Source organism: Enterobacter sp. MGH 33 (assembly GCF_000534535.1).
GTDB classification, from domain to species: domain Bacteria; phylum Pseudomonadota; class Gammaproteobacteria; order Enterobacterales; family Enterobacteriaceae; genus Enterobacter; species Enterobacter hormaechei_C.
The window spans coordinates 4301864-4325161 of record NZ_KI973212.1; the positions used below are offsets into that span (position 1 = coordinate 4301864).

General features: G+C 56.2%; 21 protein-coding genes and 1 riboswitch. Of the genes, 9 read left to right on the plus strand and 12 right to left on the minus strand.

Annotated features, from left to right (window positions below; all coding sequences use genetic code 11):
- Nucleotides 1–15 precede the first annotated feature (15 nt).
- From L379_RS04050 to L379_RS04030, 5 genes are read right to left on the minus strand one after another with little or no spacing between them, the layout of a single operon-like run.
- Nucleotides 16–891 (minus strand): MurR/RpiR family transcriptional regulator, encoded by an 876-nt coding sequence (locus L379_RS04050; RefSeq protein WP_015571883.1) that lies wholly within the window; start codon nt 889–891, stop codon nt 16–18.
- Nucleotides 888–1838: an iron-siderophore ABC transporter substrate-binding protein gene (locus L379_RS04045; RefSeq protein WP_032655045.1), complete on the minus strand. Its 951-nt coding sequence runs from the start codon at nt 1836–1838 to the stop codon at nt 888–890. The genes L379_RS04050 and L379_RS04045 overlap by 4 nt, the downstream gene beginning before the upstream one ends.
- Before the next feature lie 9 nt (nt 1839–1847).
- Complete coding sequence (locus tag L379_RS04040; protein WP_032655048.1) at nt 1848–2888, minus strand: FecCD family ABC transporter permease; 1041 nt, start codon at nt 2886–2888, stop codon at nt 1848–1850.
- Nucleotides 2885–3868, minus strand: coding sequence for a FecCD family ABC transporter permease (locus L379_RS04035; RefSeq protein ID WP_023295453.1), 984 nt, complete (start codon nt 3866–3868; stop codon nt 2885–2887). The genes L379_RS04040 and L379_RS04035 overlap by 4 nt, the downstream gene beginning before the upstream one ends.
- A complete protein-coding gene (locus L379_RS04030) occupies nt 3865–4677 on the minus strand; it encodes an ABC transporter ATP-binding protein (RefSeq protein ID WP_017384046.1) in 813 nt (270 codons plus the stop codon). Before L379_RS04030 ends, L379_RS04035 begins: the two co-directional genes overlap by 4 nt.
- 384 nt (nt 4678–5061) lie before the next feature.
- Here L379_RS04030 and L379_RS04025 point away from each other — a divergent pair, with 384 nt between their 5' ends.
- The gene (locus L379_RS04025; protein ID WP_015571887.1) at nt 5062–7191 is read left to right on the plus strand and encodes a TonB-dependent siderophore receptor; all 2130 of its coding nucleotides are present in this window, start codon (nt 5062–5064) and stop codon (nt 7189–7191) included.
- A gap of 85 nt (nt 7192–7276) precedes the next feature.
- Here L379_RS04025 and parE read toward each other — a convergent pair whose 3' ends face one another.
- The 5 genes from parE to nudF are packed head-to-tail and all read right to left on the minus strand — an operon-like array spanning nt 7277 to nt 11685.
- Nucleotides 7277–9169: a DNA topoisomerase IV subunit B gene (gene parE, locus L379_RS04020; protein ID WP_017384044.1), complete on the minus strand. Its 1893-nt coding sequence runs from the start codon at nt 9167–9169 to the stop codon at nt 7277–7279.
- Between the two features lie 28 nt (nt 9170–9197).
- On the minus strand, nt 9198–9779 hold the full coding sequence (gene yqiA / locus L379_RS04015) for an esterase YqiA (protein WP_032655051.1): 582 nt from the start codon (nt 9777–9779) through the stop codon (nt 9198–9200).
- A complete protein-coding gene (gene cpdA / locus L379_RS04010; protein WP_023314864.1) occupies nt 9779–10606 on the minus strand; it encodes a 3',5'-cyclic-AMP phosphodiesterase in 828 nt (275 codons plus the stop codon). Before cpdA ends, yqiA begins: the two co-directional genes overlap by 1 nt.
- A gap of 27 nt (nt 10607–10633) precedes the next feature.
- A complete protein-coding gene (locus tag L379_RS04005) occupies nt 10634–11056 on the minus strand; it encodes a DUF1249 family protein (protein ID WP_003862516.1) in 423 nt (140 codons plus the stop codon).
- Nucleotides 11053–11685, minus strand: coding sequence for an ADP-ribose diphosphatase (gene nudF, locus L379_RS04000; protein WP_017384042.1), 633 nt, complete (start codon nt 11683–11685; stop codon nt 11053–11055). The genes L379_RS04005 and nudF overlap by 4 nt, the downstream gene beginning before the upstream one ends.
- 203 nt (nt 11686–11888) lie before the next feature.
- Here nudF and tolC point away from each other — a divergent pair, with 203 nt between their 5' ends.
- From tolC to L379_RS03985, 3 genes are all read left to right on the plus strand, one after another.
- Nucleotides 11889–13367: an outer membrane channel protein TolC gene (gene tolC, locus L379_RS03995; RefSeq protein WP_017384041.1), complete on the plus strand. Its 1479-nt coding sequence runs from the start codon at nt 11889–11891 to the stop codon at nt 13365–13367.
- Nucleotides 13368–13561: 194 nt separating this feature from the next.
- Nucleotides 13562–14227, plus strand: a complete 666-nt coding sequence (locus tag L379_RS03990) for a DUF1190 family protein (protein WP_017384040.1) — start codon at nt 13562–13564, stop codon at nt 14225–14227.
- A 2-nt stretch (nt 14228–14229) separates the two neighbouring features.
- Nucleotides 14230–15390: a glutathionylspermidine synthase family protein gene (locus L379_RS03985; protein WP_017384039.1), complete on the plus strand. Its 1161-nt coding sequence runs from the start codon at nt 14230–14232 to the stop codon at nt 15388–15390.
- A gap of 82 nt (nt 15391–15472) precedes the next feature.
- Here the strand turns inward: L379_RS03985 and ygiD are convergent, their stop codons facing one another.
- A complete protein-coding gene (gene ygiD, locus L379_RS03980; RefSeq protein ID WP_032655054.1) occupies nt 15473–16261 on the minus strand; it encodes a 4,5-DOPA-extradiol-dioxygenase in 789 nt (262 codons plus the stop codon).
- Nucleotides 16262–16391: 130 nt separating this feature from the next.
- On the opposite strand from ygiD, the gene zupT reads away from it, so the two are divergent.
- From zupT to L379_RS03955, 5 genes are all read left to right on the plus strand, one after another.
- Complete coding sequence (gene zupT, locus L379_RS03975) at nt 16392–17165, plus strand: zinc transporter ZupT (protein WP_032655057.1); 774 nt, start codon at nt 16392–16394, stop codon at nt 17163–17165.
- Nucleotides 17166–17431: 266 nt separating this feature from the next.
- Complete coding sequence (locus tag L379_RS03970) at nt 17432–17992, plus strand: fimbrial protein (RefSeq protein WP_032655060.1); 561 nt, start codon at nt 17432–17434, stop codon at nt 17990–17992.
- A 76-nt stretch (nt 17993–18068) separates the two neighbouring features.
- Nucleotides 18069–20513, plus strand: a complete 2445-nt coding sequence (locus L379_RS03965) for a fimbria/pilus outer membrane usher protein (RefSeq protein ID WP_032655062.1) — start codon at nt 18069–18071, stop codon at nt 20511–20513.
- Between the two features lie 9 nt (nt 20514–20522).
- On the plus strand, nt 20523–21284 hold the full coding sequence (locus tag L379_RS03960; RefSeq protein ID WP_032655065.1) for a fimbrial biogenesis chaperone: 762 nt from the start codon (nt 20523–20525) through the stop codon (nt 21282–21284).
- Complete coding sequence (locus L379_RS03955) at nt 21268–22329, plus strand: fimbrial protein (RefSeq protein WP_032655066.1); 1062 nt, start codon at nt 21268–21270, stop codon at nt 22327–22329. Before L379_RS03960 ends, L379_RS03955 begins: the two co-directional genes overlap by 17 nt.
- A 44-nt stretch (nt 22330–22373) precedes the next feature.
- Here L379_RS03955 and ribB read toward each other — a convergent pair whose 3' ends face one another.
- Nucleotides 22374–23027, minus strand: coding sequence for a 3,4-dihydroxy-2-butanone-4-phosphate synthase (gene ribB / locus L379_RS03950; RefSeq protein ID WP_015571897.1), 654 nt, complete (start codon nt 23025–23027; stop codon nt 22374–22376).
- A 105-nt stretch (nt 23028–23132) separates the two neighbouring features.
- A riboswitch (FMN riboswitch) is annotated at nt 23133–23283 on the minus strand.
- Between the last annotated feature and the right edge of the window lie 15 nt (nt 23284–23298).

Below are 23298 nucleotides of genomic sequence, written 5' to 3' on the forward strand. Positions count from 1 at the left end.
GAGAGAGGGGGAAGATCATCCGCTCTTCTTCCCCGGCTTTAATCCGCGGTGTAACTCGTTGATGCGCTTCATCGACTTGATGGTGCGCTGCGGCTCGGTGGAGGCGACGGACAGAATAATCATCTCCAGGCACAGCAGCACCGTGCCGTGCAGCGGGATTTTGCCCTTCTCGCCGCCGCGCGGGACGTGGATCACTACGCTTGCCTCTTTGCTAAAGCGCGAGTCCGTGGCGTTGGTCAGCAAAATGGTGGGAATACCCAGGCGCTTCGCTTCGCGCAGCGTGGTCTGCCCCTCCCGGTGCGCGGATTTTTGCGCCATCATTACCAGCACGTCACCGCGCTGTAGGGCAATCAGCTGTTCGGCGAGGCCAATACCGGTGCGGTTGAGCGGGATCGCAGGCAGGCCTATACGGCTAAACAGTCGCGAGGTGTACTCAGCCAGAATGCCGGATGCGCCAATGCCAAAAATAGCGACCTGTCTCGCCTGCGCCAGCAGCGACACGGCCTGCGCCATCGCGTAGCGGTTGCCCGGTTCGGACAACACCGCGCAGGTGTGCTGATGGCCTTCCAGCACAAAATCGATGCTCGCGTCGACGTCGCTGGTAAGCGTGTTTACCGTGGTGGACATCTTCTCGCTGGAGGTGACCACCGGGCCAAACCACTGCTCCAGGGTCTGCTTGAGATCCCGCAGCCCGCCAAACCCAAGCGCCTGAATGGCACGCACCACGGTGGCGTCCGAGGTGTGTAGCACAGCGGCAATCTCCATTGCCGTCTGCTCCATAACCGCTTCACGATTTTCATTGATATAGCTCGCCACCTGCAGCAGACGCGGCGTCAGCTGGTGCGCCCGCGAGCGGAGGCGGTCGCCGTAGACATCAATTTTTCGGATCATCGTGTCGCCTCCGGCAGCGGACGGCCCGCTATCTGCGACTGCACCTGCGCGGCCATCAGCCCCAGCGAGGCAAATGAATTTGAGATCGCTTCCTCGCGGGAGATGAGCACGTAATGCCCGGTTCGGCAGGCGTTGAGAAACTGACACCAGCCCGGCATCACCGCATCCATCGCCGCCAGCTCGTCCTGCGGTTTTCCGCCGGTGTCCCCGCGCCAGGTGGCAAAGACAAAATCAGCATCCAGCTCCGGCAGGCGCTCGGCGCTGACGTCGATGCGCCCGCCCTCCGGGATGCTCTCAATCAGCGGCGGGAACCTGAACCCTGCGTCGCGCAGCACGCGCCCAAGCGAGTGGTAGCTGTGCATGGCGTTGATTTTGCCCTGATTGGCCTGAATCACCGAGACGGTCAGTTTGCTCGTATCGATGGTCGCCTTTAGCGCCTCGATCTGCTCCTGATAGCGACGCTCCAGAATCTTCAGCCGCGCCTCTGTCCCGGTAAGCTGCGCCAGCTTGCGGTAGATCTCCGGCGCACCGCCGTCGAGGTGATCGATACTCACCGTCGGGGCAATTTTTTCCAGCTGTTCGATCGGCGTGTTGCGGGTCGGCTCGGTGATGATAAGATCCGGCTTCGCCGCGGCGATGGCTTCAATATCGATATCCGCGGTGCCGATGAATGTGATGTCGGAATTATCAAAATCGATGCCCGTCAGCATACCGCTGGAACGCAGAAAATGGCTGCCGTCCGGTCGGGTGCGGCCATGGCTGGCAACCGGCGGTACGCCAAGCTCGATCAGCGGAATGGTGATATCCAGGTCGTGCAGGGACACAATCCGCTTCGGGTTAACCGGCACCACCACGTTGCGGTTCAGGTCGTCAGTAAACGTCTGCGTTGGCTCTGCGGCTCCTACAGCAAAACCCACCAGCACCAGCATTGCAAAAAATACGCGCATTTTTATCCCCTAAAATCGATCCCGACGCTGCCAGAGCAGCAGCAGGAAAAACGGTCCGCCAATCAGTGAAATGACAATTCCCGCCGGCAGCTGCAACGGGAAAAATGCCAGCCGCCCGACGTTATCCGCCAGCAGCACCAGCAGCGCGCCCAGTACGGCACTTCCCGTCAGCAGTGCCGTTTGCCCTCCGCGCAGCAGCAGGCGCGCCATGTGCGGGGCAATCAGCCCGACAAAGCCGATACTCCCCACGCAGGAGACGCAGGCCGCGGTGAGCACCACGGGGGCAAACACGCGCAGCAGAGCGAGGCGTGAAGTCCGCACGCCCAGCCCCGTCGCAGTGTGGTTGCCGAGCAAGGCTACGTCTGCGGCGCGTGCGGTAAAGAGCAGCAGCGCAAACGCCGGCACTGTCCAGGCAGCAGCGATGCTGACCAGCGTCCAGCTTGCCGTATGCAGGCTCCCCGCCAGCCACAGCATCGCCGTCTGGACGTCGCGCACGTCGGCGGTCGTCATAAAGACCCCCATCGCGGCGGCAAACGCCCATGACACGCCGATGCCGATCAGGATGAATCGCGGGCGCGAGATATCACGCGCCAGCGCCACTACCAGCAGCGCGGTCAGCAGCCCACCGGCCATGCCGATAAGTGGACGCCAGTACGGCCCCAATCCCGGAAACTGAAAAATCAGCAGCAGCACCGCCGCGCTACAGCCCTCTTTCACGCCGATAAGACCGGGGTCAGCAAGGCCGTTGCGGGTAATGGACTGCATGGCCGCCCCCGCCATGCCGAGCATCGCGCCGCACAGCACCGCCATCAGCAGGCGCGGCAGGCGGATATCCATCACAATGTAATGCGCATCGGCCGTCAGACGTTCAGGATAAAACAGCGCACGTCCGATGGCGGAAGCAGGAATGGGCAGCGAACCGTGCGTCAGGCCAAAACTTAGCAGCAGGAGAGCGGCAAGCGATAATACGGCCAGATACAGCAGCGCCCTCGGGCGAACCAGCGCCGAGAAGGAGAAAAATCGTACTGCCCTCAATCCAGCCCGGTTCATTTGAACATCCTTGACGCCATAAGGATAAAGACCGGCGCGCCGACCAGCGCAGTCATCACGCCGGTTGCCAGCTCATACGGCGTAAACAGCGTACGGGCGGCGATATCCGCCATCAGCAGAACCAGCGCCCCGCAGAGGGCTGAAAGCGGCACCATCACGCGCAGGTCCACCGATACCAGACGGCGAATCAGCTGCGGCACCACGAGTCCGATAAACCCGATCGGTCCGGCAACTGAAACCGCCGCGCCGCACAGCAGGGCGATGGCCAGCAGCGCGAGCAGGCGCGTTTTCAGCAGCGACACGCCAAGCCCCTGCGCCATTCTCTCGCCCAGCGCCAGCATGTTCAGCGACGGCGACAGCCAGAGCGCCAGCGCAAAACCCACGGCAGCGGCCCCCGCGGCGCTAGCGATCGTCTCGCCGATGACTCCCGCCACATCCCCCGCAAGCCAGGTCCGCATGGCCAGCAGCGTCTGTTCATCCAGAATCAACACCGTGGCGGTTATCGATGAGGCAAATGCCGACATTGCCACGCCGCACAGCGTGACCTTCATCGGCGTGAGACCGGTACGCCCGGATGAGGAGAACGTTAGCACCAGCAAAAAGAGCGCGGCGGCGCCAGCTGCGGCTATCAGAGGGCGGCCAAACGGCAGCGACAGCCCGAGGGCACTCGTCAGCACCACCGCCAGCGCCGCCCCTGCATTCAGCCCCAGGATATGCGGCTCGCCGAGCGGGTTGCGGATCACTGATTGCAGCAGCACGCCCGCGACGCCGAGCGCCGCGCCCGCCACCAGGGCGGCGCAAAGCCGCATCAAGCGCAGCCTGACGATCACGCTATGCTCAAAATTGCGCGGGTCGAAGTGGAAAAATGCGTCTACTACCGTCCGGGGGGCGATAACGCGCGCCCCGATGCTCAGGTGCGCAATCGCGCCTGCCAGAAGCAGCAGCGTAAAGAGAATAAAGGCCACAGATGTGCGCATCATGGTTTGTCGTCAGCCTGACGGAACGGCATAAAGAACGGCTTGCCGGTCAGCGGGTTAACCGACATATGCACGTCGACGTCAAACACCGCTTTGATCAGCTCCGGCGTGCAGGCGTCGCCCTCATGCAGTACCCCCTCAACCTTTCCCTGACGTAAAAAGACCAGCGAATCACCGTAATTCACGGCGAAGTTGAGATCGTGCAGAACCACCACCACGGTGCGCCCGTGCCGGCGCGTCAGCGTGTGCAGCAGTTCGAGGATCTCCACCTGGTAGCGAAGATCGAGGTACGTCGTGGGTTCATCCAGCAGGATATAGGGCGTTTGCTGCGCCAGCACCATAGCGATCCAGCAGCGCTGGCGCTGGCCGCCGGACAGGCTTTCAACCAGATGATGGGCAAACTCTGCCGTTCCGGTCAGGCGTAACGCCTCTTCCACGGCCCGCTCGTCTTCCTCGCTCCACTGGCGCATCACGTTCTGCCAGGGGAAACGTCCGCGCGAGACCAGCTCAAATACGGTTAACCCTTCTGGAAGCAGCGGAGACTGCGGCAGGATCCCGAGCTGGCGGGCGACCGCTTTGGTTGGCTGCGAGTGGATGGCTTTGCCGTCCAGCACCGCGCTGCCGCCGAGCGGCTGAAGCAGCCGTGCGAGGGTACTTAACAGCGTCGATTTTCCGCAGCCGTTTGCGCCCACCAGAACAGTCATTTTCTGCTGGGGGATCGCAAGGGAGATATCATCAACGATGATTTTTTTCTGGTAACCCGCGGAGAGGTTCTCAAGAACCAGTCCCGGCTTTTTGATGTAGTGAGCCACGTGAACGCCAACGTAAGAAAAAAAACCAACAAATAAAAATAAAACTCATTCTCTTTTGTGAGTTTGCCGCCGCTCCATGTAGTAGTCAAGCGAAGATACACCCTGTAAAACCCAGGGATAATTGAGCATCACCGCACAAATTAAAATTCATTTTTATTGATTATTTTCAATACCTTAAACAATAAATCGAAGCGTGTTAGCCAGAGAGAAACCTCTGTAGCGAAATTTTTATTTATTCCATTTACTACTACATGCCCTCATGCTTGAATGATTCTCAATTACAAGTCCGATGCCGTAGAGGCTAACGGACAGACCGTAAGGGCAATGACTCACACATTCTTCCGCGAGCATTTCATCGCAGGATATTTTGGGAAAACAGATGTAATGGCTAAGTTCACACCTTCATTCGCCGGGGTAAAAGGGCGCGCGCTCTTTTCACTCCTGTTCATGGCGCCTCTGGTGCACGCAGCAGCAAAAGACGGTGAGACGCTTACCGTCACTGCCGATCCTTACGCTTCCACCGACGCCACCAGCGGCTATCAGCCCCTGAACACCTCCACCGCCACGCTGACCAACATGCCGATGCTGGACATCCCGCAGGTGGTCAATACCGTCAGCGATAAAGTGCTGGAAGACCAAAACGCGACCACGCTAGACGAGGCGCTGTATAACGTCAGCAACGTGGTGCAGACCAACACCCTGGGCGGCACGCAGGATGCCTTCGTGCGCCGTGGCTTCGGCGCAAACCGCGATGGCTCGATCATGACCAACGGCCTGCGCACCGTGCTGCCGCGCAGCTTCAATGCCGCAACCGAGCGCGTGGAGGTGCTAAAAGGCCCGGCCTCGACCCTTTACGGTATTCTCGACCCCGGCGGCCTGATTAACGTGGTGACCAAACGCCCGGAGAAAACCTTCGGCGGCTCGATTTCTGCCACATCAACCAGCTTTGGCGGCGGTAGCGGACAGTTTGACGTCACCGGTCCAATTGAAGGTACGCGTCTGGCCTATCGCCTGACGGGGGAGTATCAGGACGAGGATTACTGGCGTAATTTCGGCACCGAACGCAGCACCTTTATTGCCCCGTCTTTGACCTGGTTCGGCGATGATGCCACCGTGACCGTGCTCTATTCGCATCGCGACTATAAAACGCCGTTCGATCGCGGAACGATCTTCGATCTCAACACCAAAAAGGCCGTCGACGTCGATCGCAAAACCCGCTTTGATGAGCCATTTAACGTGACCGACGGTCAGTCCGACCTCGCTCAGCTTAACGCGGAGTATCGGCTCAACAGCCAGTGGACCGCGAAGTTCGACTACAGCTACAGCCAGGATAAGTACAGCGATAACCAGGCTCGCGTGATGGCCTACGATTCAAAAACCGGCAACCTGACCCGCCGCGTGGATGCGACCCAGGGTTCGACCCAGCGTATGCACACAACGCGGGCAGATTTGCAGGGGAACGTGGACATCGCGGGCTTTTACAATGAGATCCTGACCGGCGTGTCGTATGAGAATTACGATCTGCTGCGCACGGACATGATCCGTTGTAAGAACGTTAAGGATTTCAATATTTACAACCCGAGCTACGGCAGCCTCGGCAAGTGCACCACCGTCTCGGCAGCCGACAGCGATCAAACCATCAAGCAGGAGAGCTACTCCGCCTACGCGCAGGACGCGCTGTACCTGACCGATAAATGGATCGCCGTTGCCGGACTGCGCTACCAGTATTACACCCAGTACGCGGGCAAAGGCCGTCCGTTTAACGTCAACACCGACAGCCGCGACGACCAGTGGACGCCGAAGCTGGGCCTGGTATACAAGCTCACGCCGGCAGTCTCCCTGTTTGCCAACTATTCCCAGACGTTTATGCCGCAGTCGTCCATTGCGAGCTACATCGGCGACCTGCCGCCGGAAACGTCGAACGCGTATGAAATAGGCGCTAAGTTCGACCTGTTCGACGGCATTACCGCCAACATCGCGCTGTTTGATATCCACAAGCGCAACGTGCTGTACACCGAGAGCGTCGGTGATGAAACCGTCGCCAAAACCGCGGGCCGCGTGCGCTCGCAGGGTGTCGAAGTGGATCTCGCCGGATCGCTGACCGAGAACACCAACATTATCGCCAGCTACGGCTATACCGATGCGAAGGTGCTGGAAGACCCGGACTACGCGGGCAAACCGCTGCCGAACGTACCGCGCCATACCGGCTCCCTGTTCCTGACGTACGATATTCACAATGCGTTTGCCGGGAATACGCTGACAATTGGCGGCGGCGGGCACGGCGTAAGCCGCCGCTCAGCGACTAACGGTGCGGATTATTATCTGCCGGGCTATTTCGTGGCGGATGCATTTGCGGCGTACAAAATGAAGCTGCAATATCCGGTGACGCTACAGGTGAACGTGAAGAACCTGTTCGATAAGACCTACTACACGTCGTCGATTGCGACCAACAACCTGGGCAACCAGATTGGCGACCCGCGTGAAGTGCAGTTTACGGTGAAGATGGAGTTTTGACGTAAAAAAGCCCGGTGGCGCTAACGCTTACCGGGCCTACGATCCTAACCCCCTCCCTGTGGGAGAGGGTTAGGGTGAGGGGACATCAGGCCTCTATATCCGCCATGTCGCCTTTCTCCTGGAGCCAGTTACGTCGGTCTTCAGAACGTTTCTTGGCCAGCAGCATATCCATCACGGCGTTGGTTTGCTGTTCGTCTTCATCGCTGATGGTCAGCTGCACCAGACGGCGGGTGTTCGGATCCAGCGTGGTTTCACGCAGCTGCATCGGGTTCATCTCGCCCAGCCCTTTAAAGCGCTGAACGTTCGGTTTGCCCTTCTTGCGTTTGAGCTGCTCCAGCACGCCCGCTTTCTCTTCTTCCGTCAGCGCATAGTAGACTTCTTTGCCAAGGTCGATACGGTACAGCGGCGGCAGCGCCACGTGGACGTGACCGTTTTTCACCAGCGTGCGGAAGTGCTTCACGAACAGCGCACAGAGCAGCGTGGCGATGTGCAGACCATCGGAGTCCGCATCCGCGAGGATACAGATCTTGCCGTAGCGCAGCTGGCTCAGATCGTCGCTGTCCGGATCGATGCCGATCGCCACGGAGATGTCGTGTACTTCCTGCGAGGCCAGCACTTCATCAGACGAGACCTCCCAGGTGTTGAGGATCTTACCCTTGAGCGGCATGATCGCCTGATATTCACGATCGCGCGCCTGCTTGGCCGATCCGCCTGCCGAGTCCCCTTCCACCAGGAACAGCTCGGTGCGGTTGAGATCCTGGGCGGTACAGTCCGCCAGCTTGCCCGGCAGCGCGGGGCCGCTGGTCAGCTTTTTACGCACCACTTTCTTCGCCGCGCGCAGGCGACGCTGGGCGCTGGAGATCGCCATTTCAGCCAGCATTTCTGCGGCCTGAACGTTCTGGTTCAGCCACAGGGTAAACGCATCTTTCACCACGCCGGAGACGAACGCCGCGCACTGGCGTGACGACAGGCGCTCTTTAGTCTGACCGGCAAACTGCGGATCCTGCATCTTCACGGAGAGCACGTAGGCGCAGCGGTCCCAGATATCTTCTGCGGAAAGCTTCACGCCGCGCGGCAGAATGTTGCGGTATTCGCAGAACTCGCGCATCGCATCCAGCAGCCCCTGACGCAGGCCGTTGACGTGCGTCCCGCCGAGCAGCGTTGGGATCAGGTTGACGTAGCTTTCCGTCAGCAGCTCACCGCCTTCCGGCAGCCACAGCAGCGCCCAGTCCACCGCTTCGGTGTCACCTTCGAAATTCCCGACGAACGGTTTTTCCGGCAGGGTCGGCAGGCCGTTAACCGCTTCGCACAGGTAGTCGTTCAGACCCTTTTCGTAGCGCCAGCTCTGTTCGGTGTTGTTTACGTGATCTTTAAAGGTGATTTCCACGCCCGGGCACAGCACCGCTTTGGCTTTCAGCAGGTGCGTCAGGCGAGAAACGGAAAAGCGTGGGCTGTCGAAGAAGCTTTCGTCAGGCCAGAAATGGACGCTGGTGCCGGTGTTGCGTTTACCGCACGTCCCGACGACCTGCAAATCCTGCACTTTTTCGCCGTTTTCAAACGCGATGTTATACACCTGGCCATCGCGACGAACGTTCACTTCCACGCGCTTTGACAGGGCGTTAACCACGGAGATCCCCACGCCGTGCAAGCCGCCGGAGAACTGGTAGTTTTTGTTGGAGAACTTACCGCCCGCGTGCAGACGACAGAGGATCAGCTCAACGGCGGGAACACCCTCTTCCGGGTGGATATCTACCGGCATGCCGCGGCCGTCGTCGATAACTTCCAGCGATTGATCGGCGTGCAGGATAACGTCCACGCGTCTGGCATGGCCTGCCAGCGCTTCGTCCACACTGTTATCAATTACTTCCTGGCCCAGGTGGTTTGGGCGCGTCGTATCGGTGTACATCCCCGGGCGGCGGCGAACCGGCTCAAGCCCGGTGAGTACCTCAATGGCATCAGCGTTATAGGTTTGCGTCATGATTTAAGCTAGCAATTCGCATTGATTGTCAGTGGCTGTGCAGTCCAAGAAAATCGACAATCTGGGTGAAATGATCTTCAAAGCCCGTGAAAGCATGGTTACCGCCCTCTTCTACAGTCTGGCGGCAGGATGCGTAATACGCCACTGCCTGGCGGTAATCCAGCACTTCATCTCCCGTCTGTTGCAGCAGCCAGATAAGATCGGGCGCTTCAAGCGGGTCGACCTGCATAACTTTGAGATCGTAAATATGGCGTGACTCTAGCACATATTGTTGGCCGGTGTAGGGGTTCTCGTTTTCGCCAAGAAAGTCCCTTAACAGCTCAAATGGCCGGACCGCCGGGTTGACGACGACAGCGGGTAATATAAAGCACTGCGACAGCCAGGTGGCGTAGTAGCCGCCGAGCGACGACCCGACAACGCCAAACGATTCGCCGCCGTGTTCAAGCACGATCGATTCCAGCATCTCTGCCGCATCCGCCGGATAAGGGGGCAACTGCGGAATAATCATCTCCACGTGGGGATGATTCGCGCTCAGCCACTGGCGAAGCTGCGTCGCTTTCGCCGATCGTGGTGAGCTGTTAAACCCATGCAGATAGAGAAGCGTCGACATCAATAGCCTTCCGAAGCGGTATCCGGGCGGAATTGAGCCCCGGCCAGACGGCAAACTTCGGTGGTCAGCGAGCCATCGGCATGCAGCTCCAGCCAGCGCCAGCCCGGTGCGATGGTATCCAGCGTAAAGTTGGCGCAGTGCGGCTTAAACTGCACGCAGGTAGAGGGCGTCGCGAGCAGGCGGCGACCATTCCAGTCGAGATCCTGTTCCTGGTGAATGTGCCCGCACAGCAAATTTTTCACGCGCGGAAATTTCGCCAGTACGCCGTCCAGCGCCGCAGAGTTGCGTAAGCTGTGCTGATCGAGCCAGCTACAGCCCGCCGGCAGCGGGTGATGATGCAGCAACAGCAGCGTATTGCGATTCGGTTCGGCGGCCAGTTTTGTCTCCAGCCAGTCAAGCTGATAGTCGCTCAACTCACCGTGCGGAACGCCAAACACCTGACTGTCGAGGAGCAGAATTTGCCACTGGTCCCCCGCAAAGACACATTTTGCCGGTGAAATCCCCGCATCCTGAAGCGAACTGTACATAGCGGGTTGAAAATCGTGATTGCCCGGTAGCCAGACGCAAGGCACGCTAAAGCTCGCAATCCCTTCAGCAAAATGCTGATAGGCTGCGGAGGATTGATCCTGCGCCAGATCGCCCGTCGCGACGATCAGATCGCATGGCCGCTTTTCAGCATGGATCGCGTCAAGAACCGCCTGATAACTCTCCCAGGTGTTCACGCCCAGAAGCGTCTCATGCTTTTCGGCAAAAAGGTGGGTGTCGGTGATTTGTAATATCCTGACTGGCGCCCCACCAGCAACAGTCAGGTTCAACAGGCTTTCCAAATGGTGTCCTTAGGTAGGTTTATGACGCTAACAAACCGGAATCGCCATTGCTCCATGTGCTAAACAATATCTTAGCCAGTCGGCTAAAAACTGGTTAATTTGATGCTTTTCGTCGCGTTGATGCAACTTTTTATTCGGGTAATCATACCGCGCTTTAAAGCGAAAGATCTGCTGGCTTGAACACACTTCAGCGACCATCGCGTCATGATAAAGACGTACCGTCATCGACGGCAGGCTCCAGTAGCTGATGCTCGGCGCCGTTTGCTCAATCTCCACCAGCGTAGTGTAGCGCGTTGATTCTGTTATCGTTAACCGATACTGCGCGTTGCTCACCTGATAGCTCACCGTTTCGCCGGGCGCGTCGTTTCGCGGCAGCAGGCGGCGCAGCTGGGCGAAATTGGTTTCGCACAGGCGCATCATTTCTGGGAAGTCAGGTGTATAACGCTTCATTTTTTCCACTCGTGTCGTAATGTCTGATAATGCAGCTGTAGCCATTGCAGGGCGATGACAGACGCTGCGTTGTCGATTTTCCCCTCTTCTACCCACTGGTAAGCCTGCTCCCGACTCACCACATGAACCCGAATATCTTCGTTTTCATCTGCCAGACCGTGGATCCCTTCCGCTGTCTTGGCGTCCACTTCGCCCACCATAATAGATGAACGTTCCGTTGTCCCACCCGGGCTTGCCAGGTAGCTCAACACCGGTTTCGTCCGGCCGATCGCCAGGCCCGCCTCTTCCAGCGCCTCACGGCGAGCGACGTCTTCGACCGACTCACCTTCTTCGATCATCCCGGCCACCATCTCCAGCAACCACGGCGTATCGCTGGTATCATAAGCCGCAATACGCACCTGTTCGACCAGCACCACTTCATCACGCACTGGGTCATAGGGTAGCAACACAGCCGCATGCCCGCGCTCAAAAATTTCGCGTTTGATTTCACCGCTCATCTCACCGTTAAACAGACGATGCCTGAAACGGTAAAGTTCCATTGAAAAAAAACCGCTATAAAGCGTTTCTCGTGCAATAATTTCTACATCGTTTTTGGCGAAGGTGACAGGCACGTTTTCTGGTTTTTGCATCGGTCGAGTCCTGGTAGCAATGGTGATGAAATTGTGAATTTCAAGGCTGTTTGGCTGCCGTTTGTATGGCTATATGGTAGATTGGAGCAAATTACCGCCAGATGGCACGTTACGCCAACCTTTTGGTGTGGATGATTCTGTTAGAATCGGCAATTATTTTTAATTAGATCAGCGCTAATACTGCTTCACAACAAGGAATGCAAATGAAGAAATTGCTCCCCATCCTTATCGGCCTGAGCCTGACGGGCTTCAGTGCAATGAGCCAGGCAGAAAACCTGTTACAGGTCTACCAGCAGGCACGTCTGGGCAACCCTGATTTACGTAAATCAGCGGCCGATCGTGATGCTGCGTTTGAAAAGATTAACGAAGCACGTAGTCCACTGCTGCCGCAGTTAGGCTTAGGTGCAGATTATACCTACACTAACGGTTTTCGCGATAACAATGGCATCGATTCGAATGCCACCAGCGCCTCTTTACAGCTTACACAAACCCTGTTCGACATGTCCAAATGGCGGGAACTGAGCTTGCAGGAAAAGAGCGCCGGCATTCAGGATGTCACCTATCAAACCGATCAGCAGACGCTGATCCTGAATACCGCGACCGCCTATTTCCAGGTTCTGAGCGCGATTGACGCCCTCTCCTACACCGAAGCGCAGAAACAGGCGGTTTACCGTCAGTTAGATCAAACCACCCAGCGTTTTAACGTGGGCCTGGTCGCCATTACTGACGTGCAGAACGCCCGTTCACAGTACGATACCGTACTGGCTAACGAAGTGACCGCACGTAACAACCTCGACAACGCCCTGGAAGCACTGCGTCAGGTCACCGGTAACTACTATCCTGAGCTGGCCTCTCTGAACGTGGACAGTTTCAAAACGGACAAACCGCAGGCGGTTAACGCCCTGCTGAAAGAAGCGGAAAACCGCAACCTGACCTTGTTGCAGGCACGCCTGAGCCAGGATCTGGCGCGCGAACAGATCCGTCTTGCACAGGATGGTCACCTGCCAACTCTGAGCCTGAGCGCCTCTACCGGCGTATCGGACACCAGCTACAGCGGGTCTAAAACGACCTCTCAGGCCTATGACGACAGCAACGTTGGCCAGAACAAAGTGGGTCTCAGCTTCTCTCTGCCGCTGTACCAGGGCGGGATGGTTAACTCTCAGGTGAAACAGGCGCAGTACAACTTTGTGGGCGCCAGCGAGCAGCTGGAAAGCGCACACCGCAACGTGGTGCAGACCGTGCGTTCTTCCTACAACAACGTAAATGCCTCTATCAGCAGCATCAACGCCTATAAACAGGCCGTCGTCTCTGCCCAGAGCTCACTGGATGCGAACGAAGCGGGTTACTCCGTAGGTACGCGTACCATCGTGGACGTGTTAGACGCAACGACCACGCTGTATAACGCGAAACAGCAGCTCTCCAGCGCACGTTATCAGTATCTGATTAACCAGCTGAACATCAAGCAGGCGCTGGGTACGCTGAACGAGCAGGATCTGCAAATGCTGAACAGCACGCTAGGCAAACCGGTCCCTACGTCGCCTGACAGCGTCGCGCCGGAAAATCCACAGCAGGATGCCGCCGTTGATAATTTCACCCCTAACAGCAGCGCCCCGCTTGCGCAGCCAGCGGCAGCGCGTAGCACCGCACCTGCCAGCAGCGGTACGAATCCGTTCCGTCATTAAGCCTTGCCCGATGGCGCTGAGCTTATCGGGCCTACTTAACCGTAGGCCGGGTAAGCACAGCGCCACCCGGCGCAAAATCACACCTGAACGTAAGCCAACGTAAAGATCCCCCGCATTTCGCCCCTCTTCGCTTCATTTTCAACCACTCATCCTCTATCCTGAGCGTTATTACCACTGGGTCCTGGAAGACAAATATGAAACGGACAAAAACGATGAATCACGCGTCGTTCCGCAAAAGCTGGAACGCACGCCACCTGACACCTGTCGCGCTGGCGGTCACCGCCGTCTTTATGCTGGCAGGCTGTGAGCAAAACGACGAAACGGTTTCGCTGTATCAAAACGCAGACGACTGCGCGAGCGCAACCGGTAAAGCCGCTGAGTGTACGACGGCCTATAACAACGCCCTCAAAGAAGCGGAACGTACCGCGCCGAAATATGCCTCTCGCGAAGACTGTGTAGCCGAATTCGGTGAAGGCCAGTGCCAGCAGGCTCCTGCTCAGGCGGGTATGGCACCGGAAAACCAGGCGCAGGCACAGTCCGGCGGTAGCTTCTGGATGCCGCTGATGGCGGGTTATATGATGGGCCGTTTGATGAGCGGCGGTGCGGGCTACCAGCAGCAGCCGCTGTTTAGCTCCAAAAACCCGAACAGCCCGGCCTACGGTAAATACACCGATGCCACCGGCAAGGGTTACGGTGCTGCAACGCCAGGCCGTACGATGACCGTACCGAAAACCGCAATGGCGCCGAAACCAGCCACCACCAGCACCATTACCCGTGGCGGCTTTGGTGAGTCTGTTGCCAAACAAACCACCATGCAGCGTAGTGCGACCGGCTCCTCAACTCGCTCAATGGGCGGCTGATCATGGAACGAGTCAGTATTGTTGAGCGCCCGGACTGGCGCGAAAAAGCCACCGAATACGGTTTCAACTTTCACACCATGTACGGCGAGCCGTACTGGTGTGAAGATGCTTACTATAAGCTCACGCTCGCTCAGGTCGAAAAGCTTGAAGAGGTAACCGCAGAGCTGCACCAGATGTGCCTGAAGGTAGTAGAAAAAGTCATCGACAGCGATGAGCTGATGACCAAATTCCGCATTCCGAAGCACACCTGGAGTTTTGTTCGTCAGTCCTGGAAAACGAACCAGCCTTCGCTCTACTCTCGCCTCGATCTGGCATGGGATGGCGTGGGTGAACCGAAGCTTTTAGAAAACAACGCGGATACGCCAACCTCCCTGTACGAAGCCGCGTTCTTCCAGTGGATCTGGCTGGAAGATCAGGCGAATGCCGGAAACTTGCCCGAAGGCAGCGACCAGTTCAACAGCCTTCAGGAAAAGCTGATTGAGCGTTTCGTCGAACTGCGTGAACAGCACGGTTTCAACCTGTTGCACCTCGCCTGCTGCCGCGATACCGAAGAAGATCGCGGTACGGTTCAGTATTTGCAGGACTGCGCAGCCGAAGCGGAAGTGGCGACGGAATTCCTCTATATCGAAGATATCGGTTTAGGTGAAAAAGGTCAGTTTACGGACATGCAGGATCAGGTCATCAGCAACCTGTTCAAGCTCTATCCGTGGGAATACATGCTGCGGGAAATGTTCTCTACCAAACTGGAAGACGCCGGCGTGCGCTGGCTGGAACCGGCCTGGAAGAGCATTATCTCCAATAAAGCCCTGCTGCCGATGCTGTGGGAGATGTTCCCGAATCACCCGAACCTGCTGCCTGCTTACTTTGCTGAAGATGATTTCCCACCGATGGAGAAATACGTCGTTAAGCCAATCTTCTCCCGAGAAGGGGCAAACGTCTCGATTATCGAAAACGGTAAAACGCTGGAAGCGGTTGAAGGGCCGTACGGTGAAGAAGGGATGATCGTCCAGGCGTTTTATCAACTGCCGAAGTTTGGCGACAGCTATACGTTGATCGGCAGCTGGCTTATTAACGATCAGCCTGCCGGGATTGGCATTCGCGAAGATCGCGCGCTGATTACGCAGGATCTGTCGCGTTTCTACCCGCATATTTTCGTCGAGTAAGACTTGCCCGGTGGCGCTACGCTTACCGGGCCTACGCTCAATATGTAGGTCGGGTAAGGCGAAGCCGCCACCCGACATGTTTTTACCCCACCTGCACCGACAGCATACTCAAGCTCCCCATCTCAATACCGTCGACCGGGATTGTAATAAACTCCTGACCATCCCACGCGCCTAATACATACAGCAATGGCAAGAAGTGTTCCGGCGTCGGGTTAGAGAGCGAACCGCCGTCGTGATCCAGATAGTTCACCAAAGGGTGTCGTTCGGCCGGCCCTTGCCAGGTCAGGTTGTCTTTTACATAGTCATTAAAGGCTGTTGCCCAGGGGTACGGCGTATTTTCACCGTGCCAGCGTACCGTACGCAGATTGTGTACCACGTTGCCACTGGCAATCAGCATGATGCCCTCATCACGAAGCGAAGCCAGCTTACGCCCCATCTCCATGTGCCAGGCAGCCGGTTTGGTGCTGTCGATACTCAGTTGCACCATCGGGATATCGGCATCCGGATACATTTTGATCAACACCCCCCATGAGCCGTGGTCAAAGCCCCAGGCTTCTTTGTCCAGCGCAACCGGAACAGGGGCGAGCAGATCAACGAGCCGCTGCGCCAGCTCGGGGGAGCCCGGCGCAGGATAATGCGTGTCATACAGCGCCTGCGGAAAGCCGCCAAAATCATGGATCGTTTTTGGCGTTTCCATGGCCGTCACGCCGGTACCCCGGGTAAACCAGTGCGCAGAGACCACCACAATTGCCTTCGGACGCGGTAACGTCTCACCCAGTTCACGCCAGGCGCGGGTATAGACGTTATCTTCCAGGACGTTCATTGGGCTGCCATGGCCTAAAAACAGTGCTGGCATACGAGAAGAAGACATGGTGATATCCTTAGAGAAGGTGTCAATGTGATGGGCCTACATTACGCGCATTCAGGTGAAGATGAACGCAGATAACCGTGAAGATCATCATCAGGAAATTTGAATGTCAGATATCGCTTAAGGAGAATGCATGTCAGTACCGTTGATTTTGACCTTACTCGCGGGCGCCGCAACCTTTATCGGTGCGTTCCTCGGGGTACTCGGGCAAAAACCCTCTAATCGCCTTCTGGCCTTCTCGCTGGGTTTCGCCGCCGGGATCATGCTGCTTATCTCGCTGATGGAGATGCTGCCCGCCGCGCTTCACACCGAAGGTATGTCGCCTGTTCTGGGCTATGGCATGTTTATCATTGGACTGCTGGGTTATTTTGCGCTCGACCGTATTCTTCCTCACGCGCACCCGCAGGATTTAATGCAAAAAAGCGTTACCCCCATCCCGGGCAATATCAAACGCACGGCCATTCTGCTGACGCTGGGTATCAGCCTGCATAACTTTCCGGAAGGTATCGCCACCTATGTCACGGCCAGCAGCAACCTGGAAATGGGTTTTGGTGTGGCGCTGGCCGTGGCTTTGCACAATATTCCTGAAGGACTTGCCGTTGCCGGGCCCGTTTATGCCGCCACGAGCTCAAAACGTACGGCGGTCTTTTGGGCGGGTATCTCCGGGATGGCTGAAATTCTCGGCGGCGTGCTGGCGTGGCTGATCCTCGGTAGCCTCGTCTCCCCGATTGTGATGGCTGCGATTATGGCTGCCGTGGCCGGGATTATGGTCGCGCTCTCTGTCGATGAGCTGATGCCGCTGGCGAAAGAGATCGATCCCAACAATAACCCCAGCTACGGCGTACTGTGTGGAATGTCAGTGATGGGGATGAGTCTGGTACTGCTGCAAACGGCCGGTATTGGCTAAGAATTTATGCCTCCGTTTTATACGGAGGCTTTATATTATTCAAAAAAACAATCCTATATATTTCACCTATAATAACCTGAAAAATATAGACCTGTAAAAATCCCGAAAAACCACGCCTCTTAAGATAGCCTGCAAATATTAATTAAAACCATCTAAAAATATATTTAAGTCATGTTAATCGCGTCTCCCCACCCCAATTCGTATACTTCGCGAGTATTCTGAAATTAATATTCACATTATGAATCACTCTGAAAAAGGATATTTTCATGTATATGGGTAAAAAACTACTGTTAGCGACGGCTATGGCAGTCATTGTATCGGGTGCTGCTTTTGCAGATGATCAAGGCTCAGGAAAAATCAAATTCAAAGGTATTGTTATTGACGCACCGTGCAGTATCGCACCAGACAGCGTTGATAAAGAAGTCGATCTGGGTGAAGTGACCACGGCTGTTATCAACGCCAACAAAAAATCTACCCCGGTTCCGGTCGATATCAATCTGGAAAACTGCCAGCTTGACGATCCGGCAGACGAGACCGACACGCCAATTACCAAAGTGGATGTGACCTTTACCAGCGCAGCGACAGACGCGGCGGATACCAGCCTGATGAGCAACACCTATGCAAGCGGTGCGCAGAACGTGGGGGTGCGTCTGCTGGATAACGCGGAGTCTGCTATCACACTGGGAGAAGCCAACGAGGTTGAGTTGCTGGCGGGTTCAACCACCCAGACGCTGCATTTCAAAGCGGTTATGGAAGTCCCTACAGGTAAAACTGCGACGGCAGGCCAGGTTGAAGCCATGGCTAACTACGTCCTGATGTACAAATAATTCTGTTACGTCACGGCACCAGCCGACTGGTAATTCATGCCGGTCGGCACTCTCTATTTACTCGAGTAACAGGATGATGACATACAAATTACAATGGATAATCATCATTGCGTCCCTGTTAATGACGAAAGTTGCCTCTGCCACCGAGTTTAATATAAACGCCATCGATAAAGATCAGCGCGGCAGCGTCGATTTATCACTGTTTAAAGATCAAATATCGGTTACGCCGGGAAGCTATTTCGTTACGGTTGCCGTCAATGATATTCCGCTGGCAAATGGCTGGCAGCTTCGCTGGCGAGAAATAAATAATGCCGTTCAGGTCTGTATTCCCCCCGAGCTGGTCGATACCTTTGCGTTGCAGGATGACGTTCGCCACGCTTTGCCTGAGAAAGAGGGATGCGTTGATTTCTCCGCCAGACCCGACATCCGATTTACTTTTGAGCAAGGCAGCCAGACCCTGAAAGTGACCATCCCCCAGGCGTGGCTGCAATACCGTGCGGTTGACTGGATGCCGCCATCCACCTGGGACATCGGCGTGCCGGGCGTACTGCTGGATTACAATCTTTTTGCCAGCCATTATCAGCCCAATAGCGGCAGCAACAATGACAACGCCAATACCTATGGCACCGCCGGTGCGAACATGGGCGCGTGGCGGCTACGCAGCGATTACCAGTACACGCAAAGCCATACTGACGCAGGCTCGGAGCATAATGGACGTTTTTCACGCGTGTATATGTTCCGCCCTCTGCCCTCGATCGGTGCGAAACTGACGTTGGGTGAAACGGATTTCCAGTCCGCAATTTTTGACGCCTTTACCTACACCGGCGCATCGCTAATCAGCGATGAACGTATGCTGCCATGGTCGCTGCGCGGCTATGCCCCGCAGATTACCGGGATAGCGCAAACCAACGCCACGGTAACCGTAAGCCTTGCCGATCGCGTGATTTACCAGAGTAAAGTGCCGCCAGGTCCTTTTGTTATTCAGGATCTTAACCAGTCGGTTCAGGGCACGCTGGACGTCAAAGTCACGGAAGAGGATGGACGCGTCAGCACCTTCCAGGTCTCGGCCGAATCCGTACCATTTTTAACGCGCAAGGGTCAGGTGCGCTACAAGCTCGCGGCGGGTAAAGCGCGCCAGGGCGCCTCCCATGACGTTGAAGATAACGCCTTCATGAGCGGCGAATTTTCCTGGGGCATGCTGTCGCACACCTCCCTGTATGGCGGTACGCTGGCCGATGGCGACCGCTATCGTTCCGTCGCTGCCGGGATCGGCCAGAATATGGCCTGGCTGGGGGCGCTCTCTTTTGACGTCACGCAGGCCACCAGCCAGCTGCCACACCAGCGCAGCCAGACGGGTTACAGCTATCGCATTAACTACAGCAAGCGTTTCGATACCACCGGCAGTCAGCTTACGCTCGCCAGCTACCGCTACTCAGATCCACAGTTTTTGAGCTACGCCCGCTACCTTGATTATGACGACGGTGACCGCCAGTCGGAAAAACAAACCCTGAGCGTGACGGCAAGCCAGTACATTTCGGCGTTATCCCTGAACCTGTACGTCAATATGCTGCGTCAGACATGGTGGAATGATTCACCCTCCACGACCGGCAGTATCACGGCGGGCTACAACTTTGATATGGGCCGCTGGAAGAACCTTGGCGTAACCCTGTCCTGGAGTAAAACGCATTACGATGAGAAAGACGAAAGTGACGATACTCAGTTCTATCTCTCGCTCAGCGTACCGCTCGATCCCGATCATCGACTTAACTATGACCTGCGTAACCGCGACACGCTGAGCCATAACGTGTCGTGGTACGACACGTCGGATCGCAATAACACCTGGGGCGTTTCCGCGGGCGCGGAGAGCGGGAAGCCAGACTCCGGCGCGCAGGTCAGCGGGAATTATCAGCATTATTCTGCGTACGGCGATCTCAATCTCTCCGGCAGTTATAAAGCTGACGAATATAACTCCCTCAGCGCAAGCTGGAGCGGTTCCTTCACCTCAACAGCGAAAGGCGCCGCGCTGCACCGGCGCAGCTACGGTAATGAACCCCGCGTAATGGTCAGCACCGACGGGGTAGGCAATATCCCGCTGAATATGTCGCGAGATGAAACCAACCGTTTTGGCATCGGCGTTTTACCGTCATTTTCCAGCTATTCCCCCTCCAGCGTGCAGGTCAATATGAACAACCTTCCGGATGGCGTGGACGTGGACAGCCGCGTCGTGACCTCAACCTGGACTGAGGGGGCCATTGGTTTTCGTCAGATTGCCACGCGTGCAGGTCAGGACGTGGCAGGCGTTCTGCGGATGTCATCAGGAACGCCACCGCTCGGGGCGATTGTTCGCCTGGAAGAAAGCGATTTGCAGGTTGGGATGGTGGCCGATGAAGGCCACGTCTGGCTGGGCGCCGTTGAGCCAGAACAGCAGTTTCGCGTGACATGGGGCGACAACCAACAGTGTCGCTTCTCGTTACCTTCTCACTTAGAAAACAGTATGCAGTTGATACTGCCGTGTCAGTAAGAAATCATCATGAAATTAACGCCGATTAAAAGCCTGTGCCTGATGCTAATCAGCACAGCATTTACCACCCATGCGGCCATTAATCTGGACCGCACGCGCATTGTTTTTCCAGAAAGCGACAAGGCCAGCAGCCTGAAAGTGGACAACCAGAGCAAGGCGCTGCCTTATCTGGCGCTCTCCTGGATTGAAGATGAAAAGGGGCAAAAAGAAGATACGCACTTTATGGCGCTTCCCCCTATTCAACGTATCGAAGCAGGCGCCTCGTCGCAGGTAAGAATTGTTAAACAAGCCGCTACCCGCCAGCTGCCAAAAGACAGGGAATCGCTGTTTTATTTCAACCTGCGTGAAGTACCGCCAAAAAGCACCAGCGCCAGCGAGGAGCGCAGCGTGATGCAGGTTGCCATGCAGAGCCGAATTAAGCTGTTCTGGCGTCCGGAAGCGATTCGCAAAAAATCTGGCGAACTGACTGAAATGCGCATGGAAATTACCGCCAGCGCGAAAGGACTCACGATCCACAACCCTACGCCGTACTACATCACGCTGGCGTGGCTGAGCAAAAATGCCAAAACCATGCTGCCGGGTTTTGACAGTCTGATGATTGCGCCTTTCGCCACGGCAACCGCCTCTACCGGCGATTACCACGGTAGTTATTACAGCATCGGCTATATCGACGATTACGGCGCCCTAAAAAAAGTCGACGTGCAGTGCACCGGAACGGCGCTATGTAAACTTACCGAACGGAAAATCGATAAAGATGCAAAAGCTCGCTAGTTTGCTGTTTACACTGCTGCTTTCAGCGCTGCCTTTGAAAGATGCGCTGGCGCTTAACTGCTATCTGGGTGGATCTGGCGGCCCCGTCGAGGAGACAAAAACGATCACCTCTTTTGCGATACCCAGCAACGCTCAGGTTGGTCAAAAAATATGGGAGTCTGATGACATTAAAATTCCGGTGACCTGTGACAACAACGTCACGAGCAATTTTCAGCCGGAAGATGTCTTTGCGTGGGTAAACCCTTATCCTGCCGCAACCGATCCCTATTATGAACTGGGCGTTACCTATGAAGGCATAGATTACGATGCCACAGGCCAGCCCAACGGCGTGGATACCCGCCAGTGTCTGGACAACGATAACATCACCATTTACACCCCGGATCAAATCCGCCAGATGGGTTGGGAGAATCGCATCTGCTCCGGCAATCCGGATGATATCCATATTTCACGCACGTTCGTCGCCCGATTACGACTTTTCGTGAGAATTAAGACTATGCCGCCACATGGTTATGTCAGTTCGCTCAGCGATTACATCGTTGTGCAGTTTGACGGTAAGGGTGGCGTGAATCAGATGGCCGACGCGAAGAACCTCAAGTATCACATCAACGGACTGCAAAACATTACGGTGCTTGATTGCGGAGCGACGTTTAGCATTTTCCCTGAAAATCAGGAGATCGACTTCGGCGCCTTCAGCGCGCGCGACATTGTGAATCAGCAGACGCGTATGCGCACGTTTTCAATACGAACCACCAAAGTGCAGGATGCCCAATGCTCGGACGGATTTAAGATGGACTCGTCGTTTTACACAACCGAAACGCTTAGCGCAGACGACACCGCGGTACTGATAGGGAATGGGTTAAAGCTGCGTATTCTTAACGGAACGGAGCCTTACACCTTCAACCAGTACAAGGAGTACGCCGATTTTACGGGCGATACGATGAATGTTGAGCAAAACTACACGGCTGAACTTTCACGGGAAGAAGGGAAAGCGATTCAGTCCGGGCCGTTTGAAACCGTGGTACTCTTCAAAATTAACTACCACTAGAAACAAAAAAGCCGGGTTTCCCCGGCTTTTTCACATCAGCATGTTTAGCTGGCTTTGCGCTCGTGCGCCCGGCGGTACTCAACCAGATCTTCAATCGTCACCACTGGCATATTGTGCAGTCGCGCAAAGGTGATGCACTCCGGCGCGCGCGCCATGGTGCCATCATCGTTGGTCAGTTCGCACAGCACGCCTGCGGGTTTGAAGCCAGCCAGCGTAACCAGATCGATGGTCGCTTCGGTATGACCACCACGGGTCAGCACGCCGCCAGGCTGCGCGCGCAGCGGGAAGACGTGACCAGGGCGGTGCAGATCGGATGGTTTCGCACCATCAGCAATCGCTGCACGCACGGTAGTCAGGCGGTCAGCCGCCGACACACCGGTGGTTACGCCATGCGCTGCTTCAATGGTCACGGTGAAGCCGGTACCAAAGGCGCTGGTGTTGTTTTCAACCATCATCGGCAGATCAAGCTGCTTGCGACGGTCTTCGGTGATGCACAGGCATACGATGCCGCTACCGTGACGGATGGTCAGCGCCATCTGCTCAACGGTCATGTTCTCGGCGGCAAAAATCATGTCGCCTTCGTTTTCACGGTTTTCATCGTCAAGCACCATCACACCGCGGCCTTCGCGCAGTGCATCCAGTGCATGCTCAACACGTTGAGTTGAAGTGCCAAAAGAGGAAAGTAGCGTCTGATTCATGGTAAAAAAACCTCATTAACTTTATGGTTACCAGAATCAGGGCAGTCTTAGGAGCGCCGTACTAGCGGCAAAAAAATAACGTGAGCGGGCCATGCCCGACTGGATCGTTACTCTCTCCCATCCGGACTCTAACCGTCGGCCCCGGAATTACACCGGATCTGCTGACCTTTGAGAATTCACCCAAAGCGCTCGCGGGCTTTCAGCGTTAAGCTGATTTACCGCCGGTGGGGAATTTCGCCCCGCCCTGAGAATAAGCGAGATAACTATAACG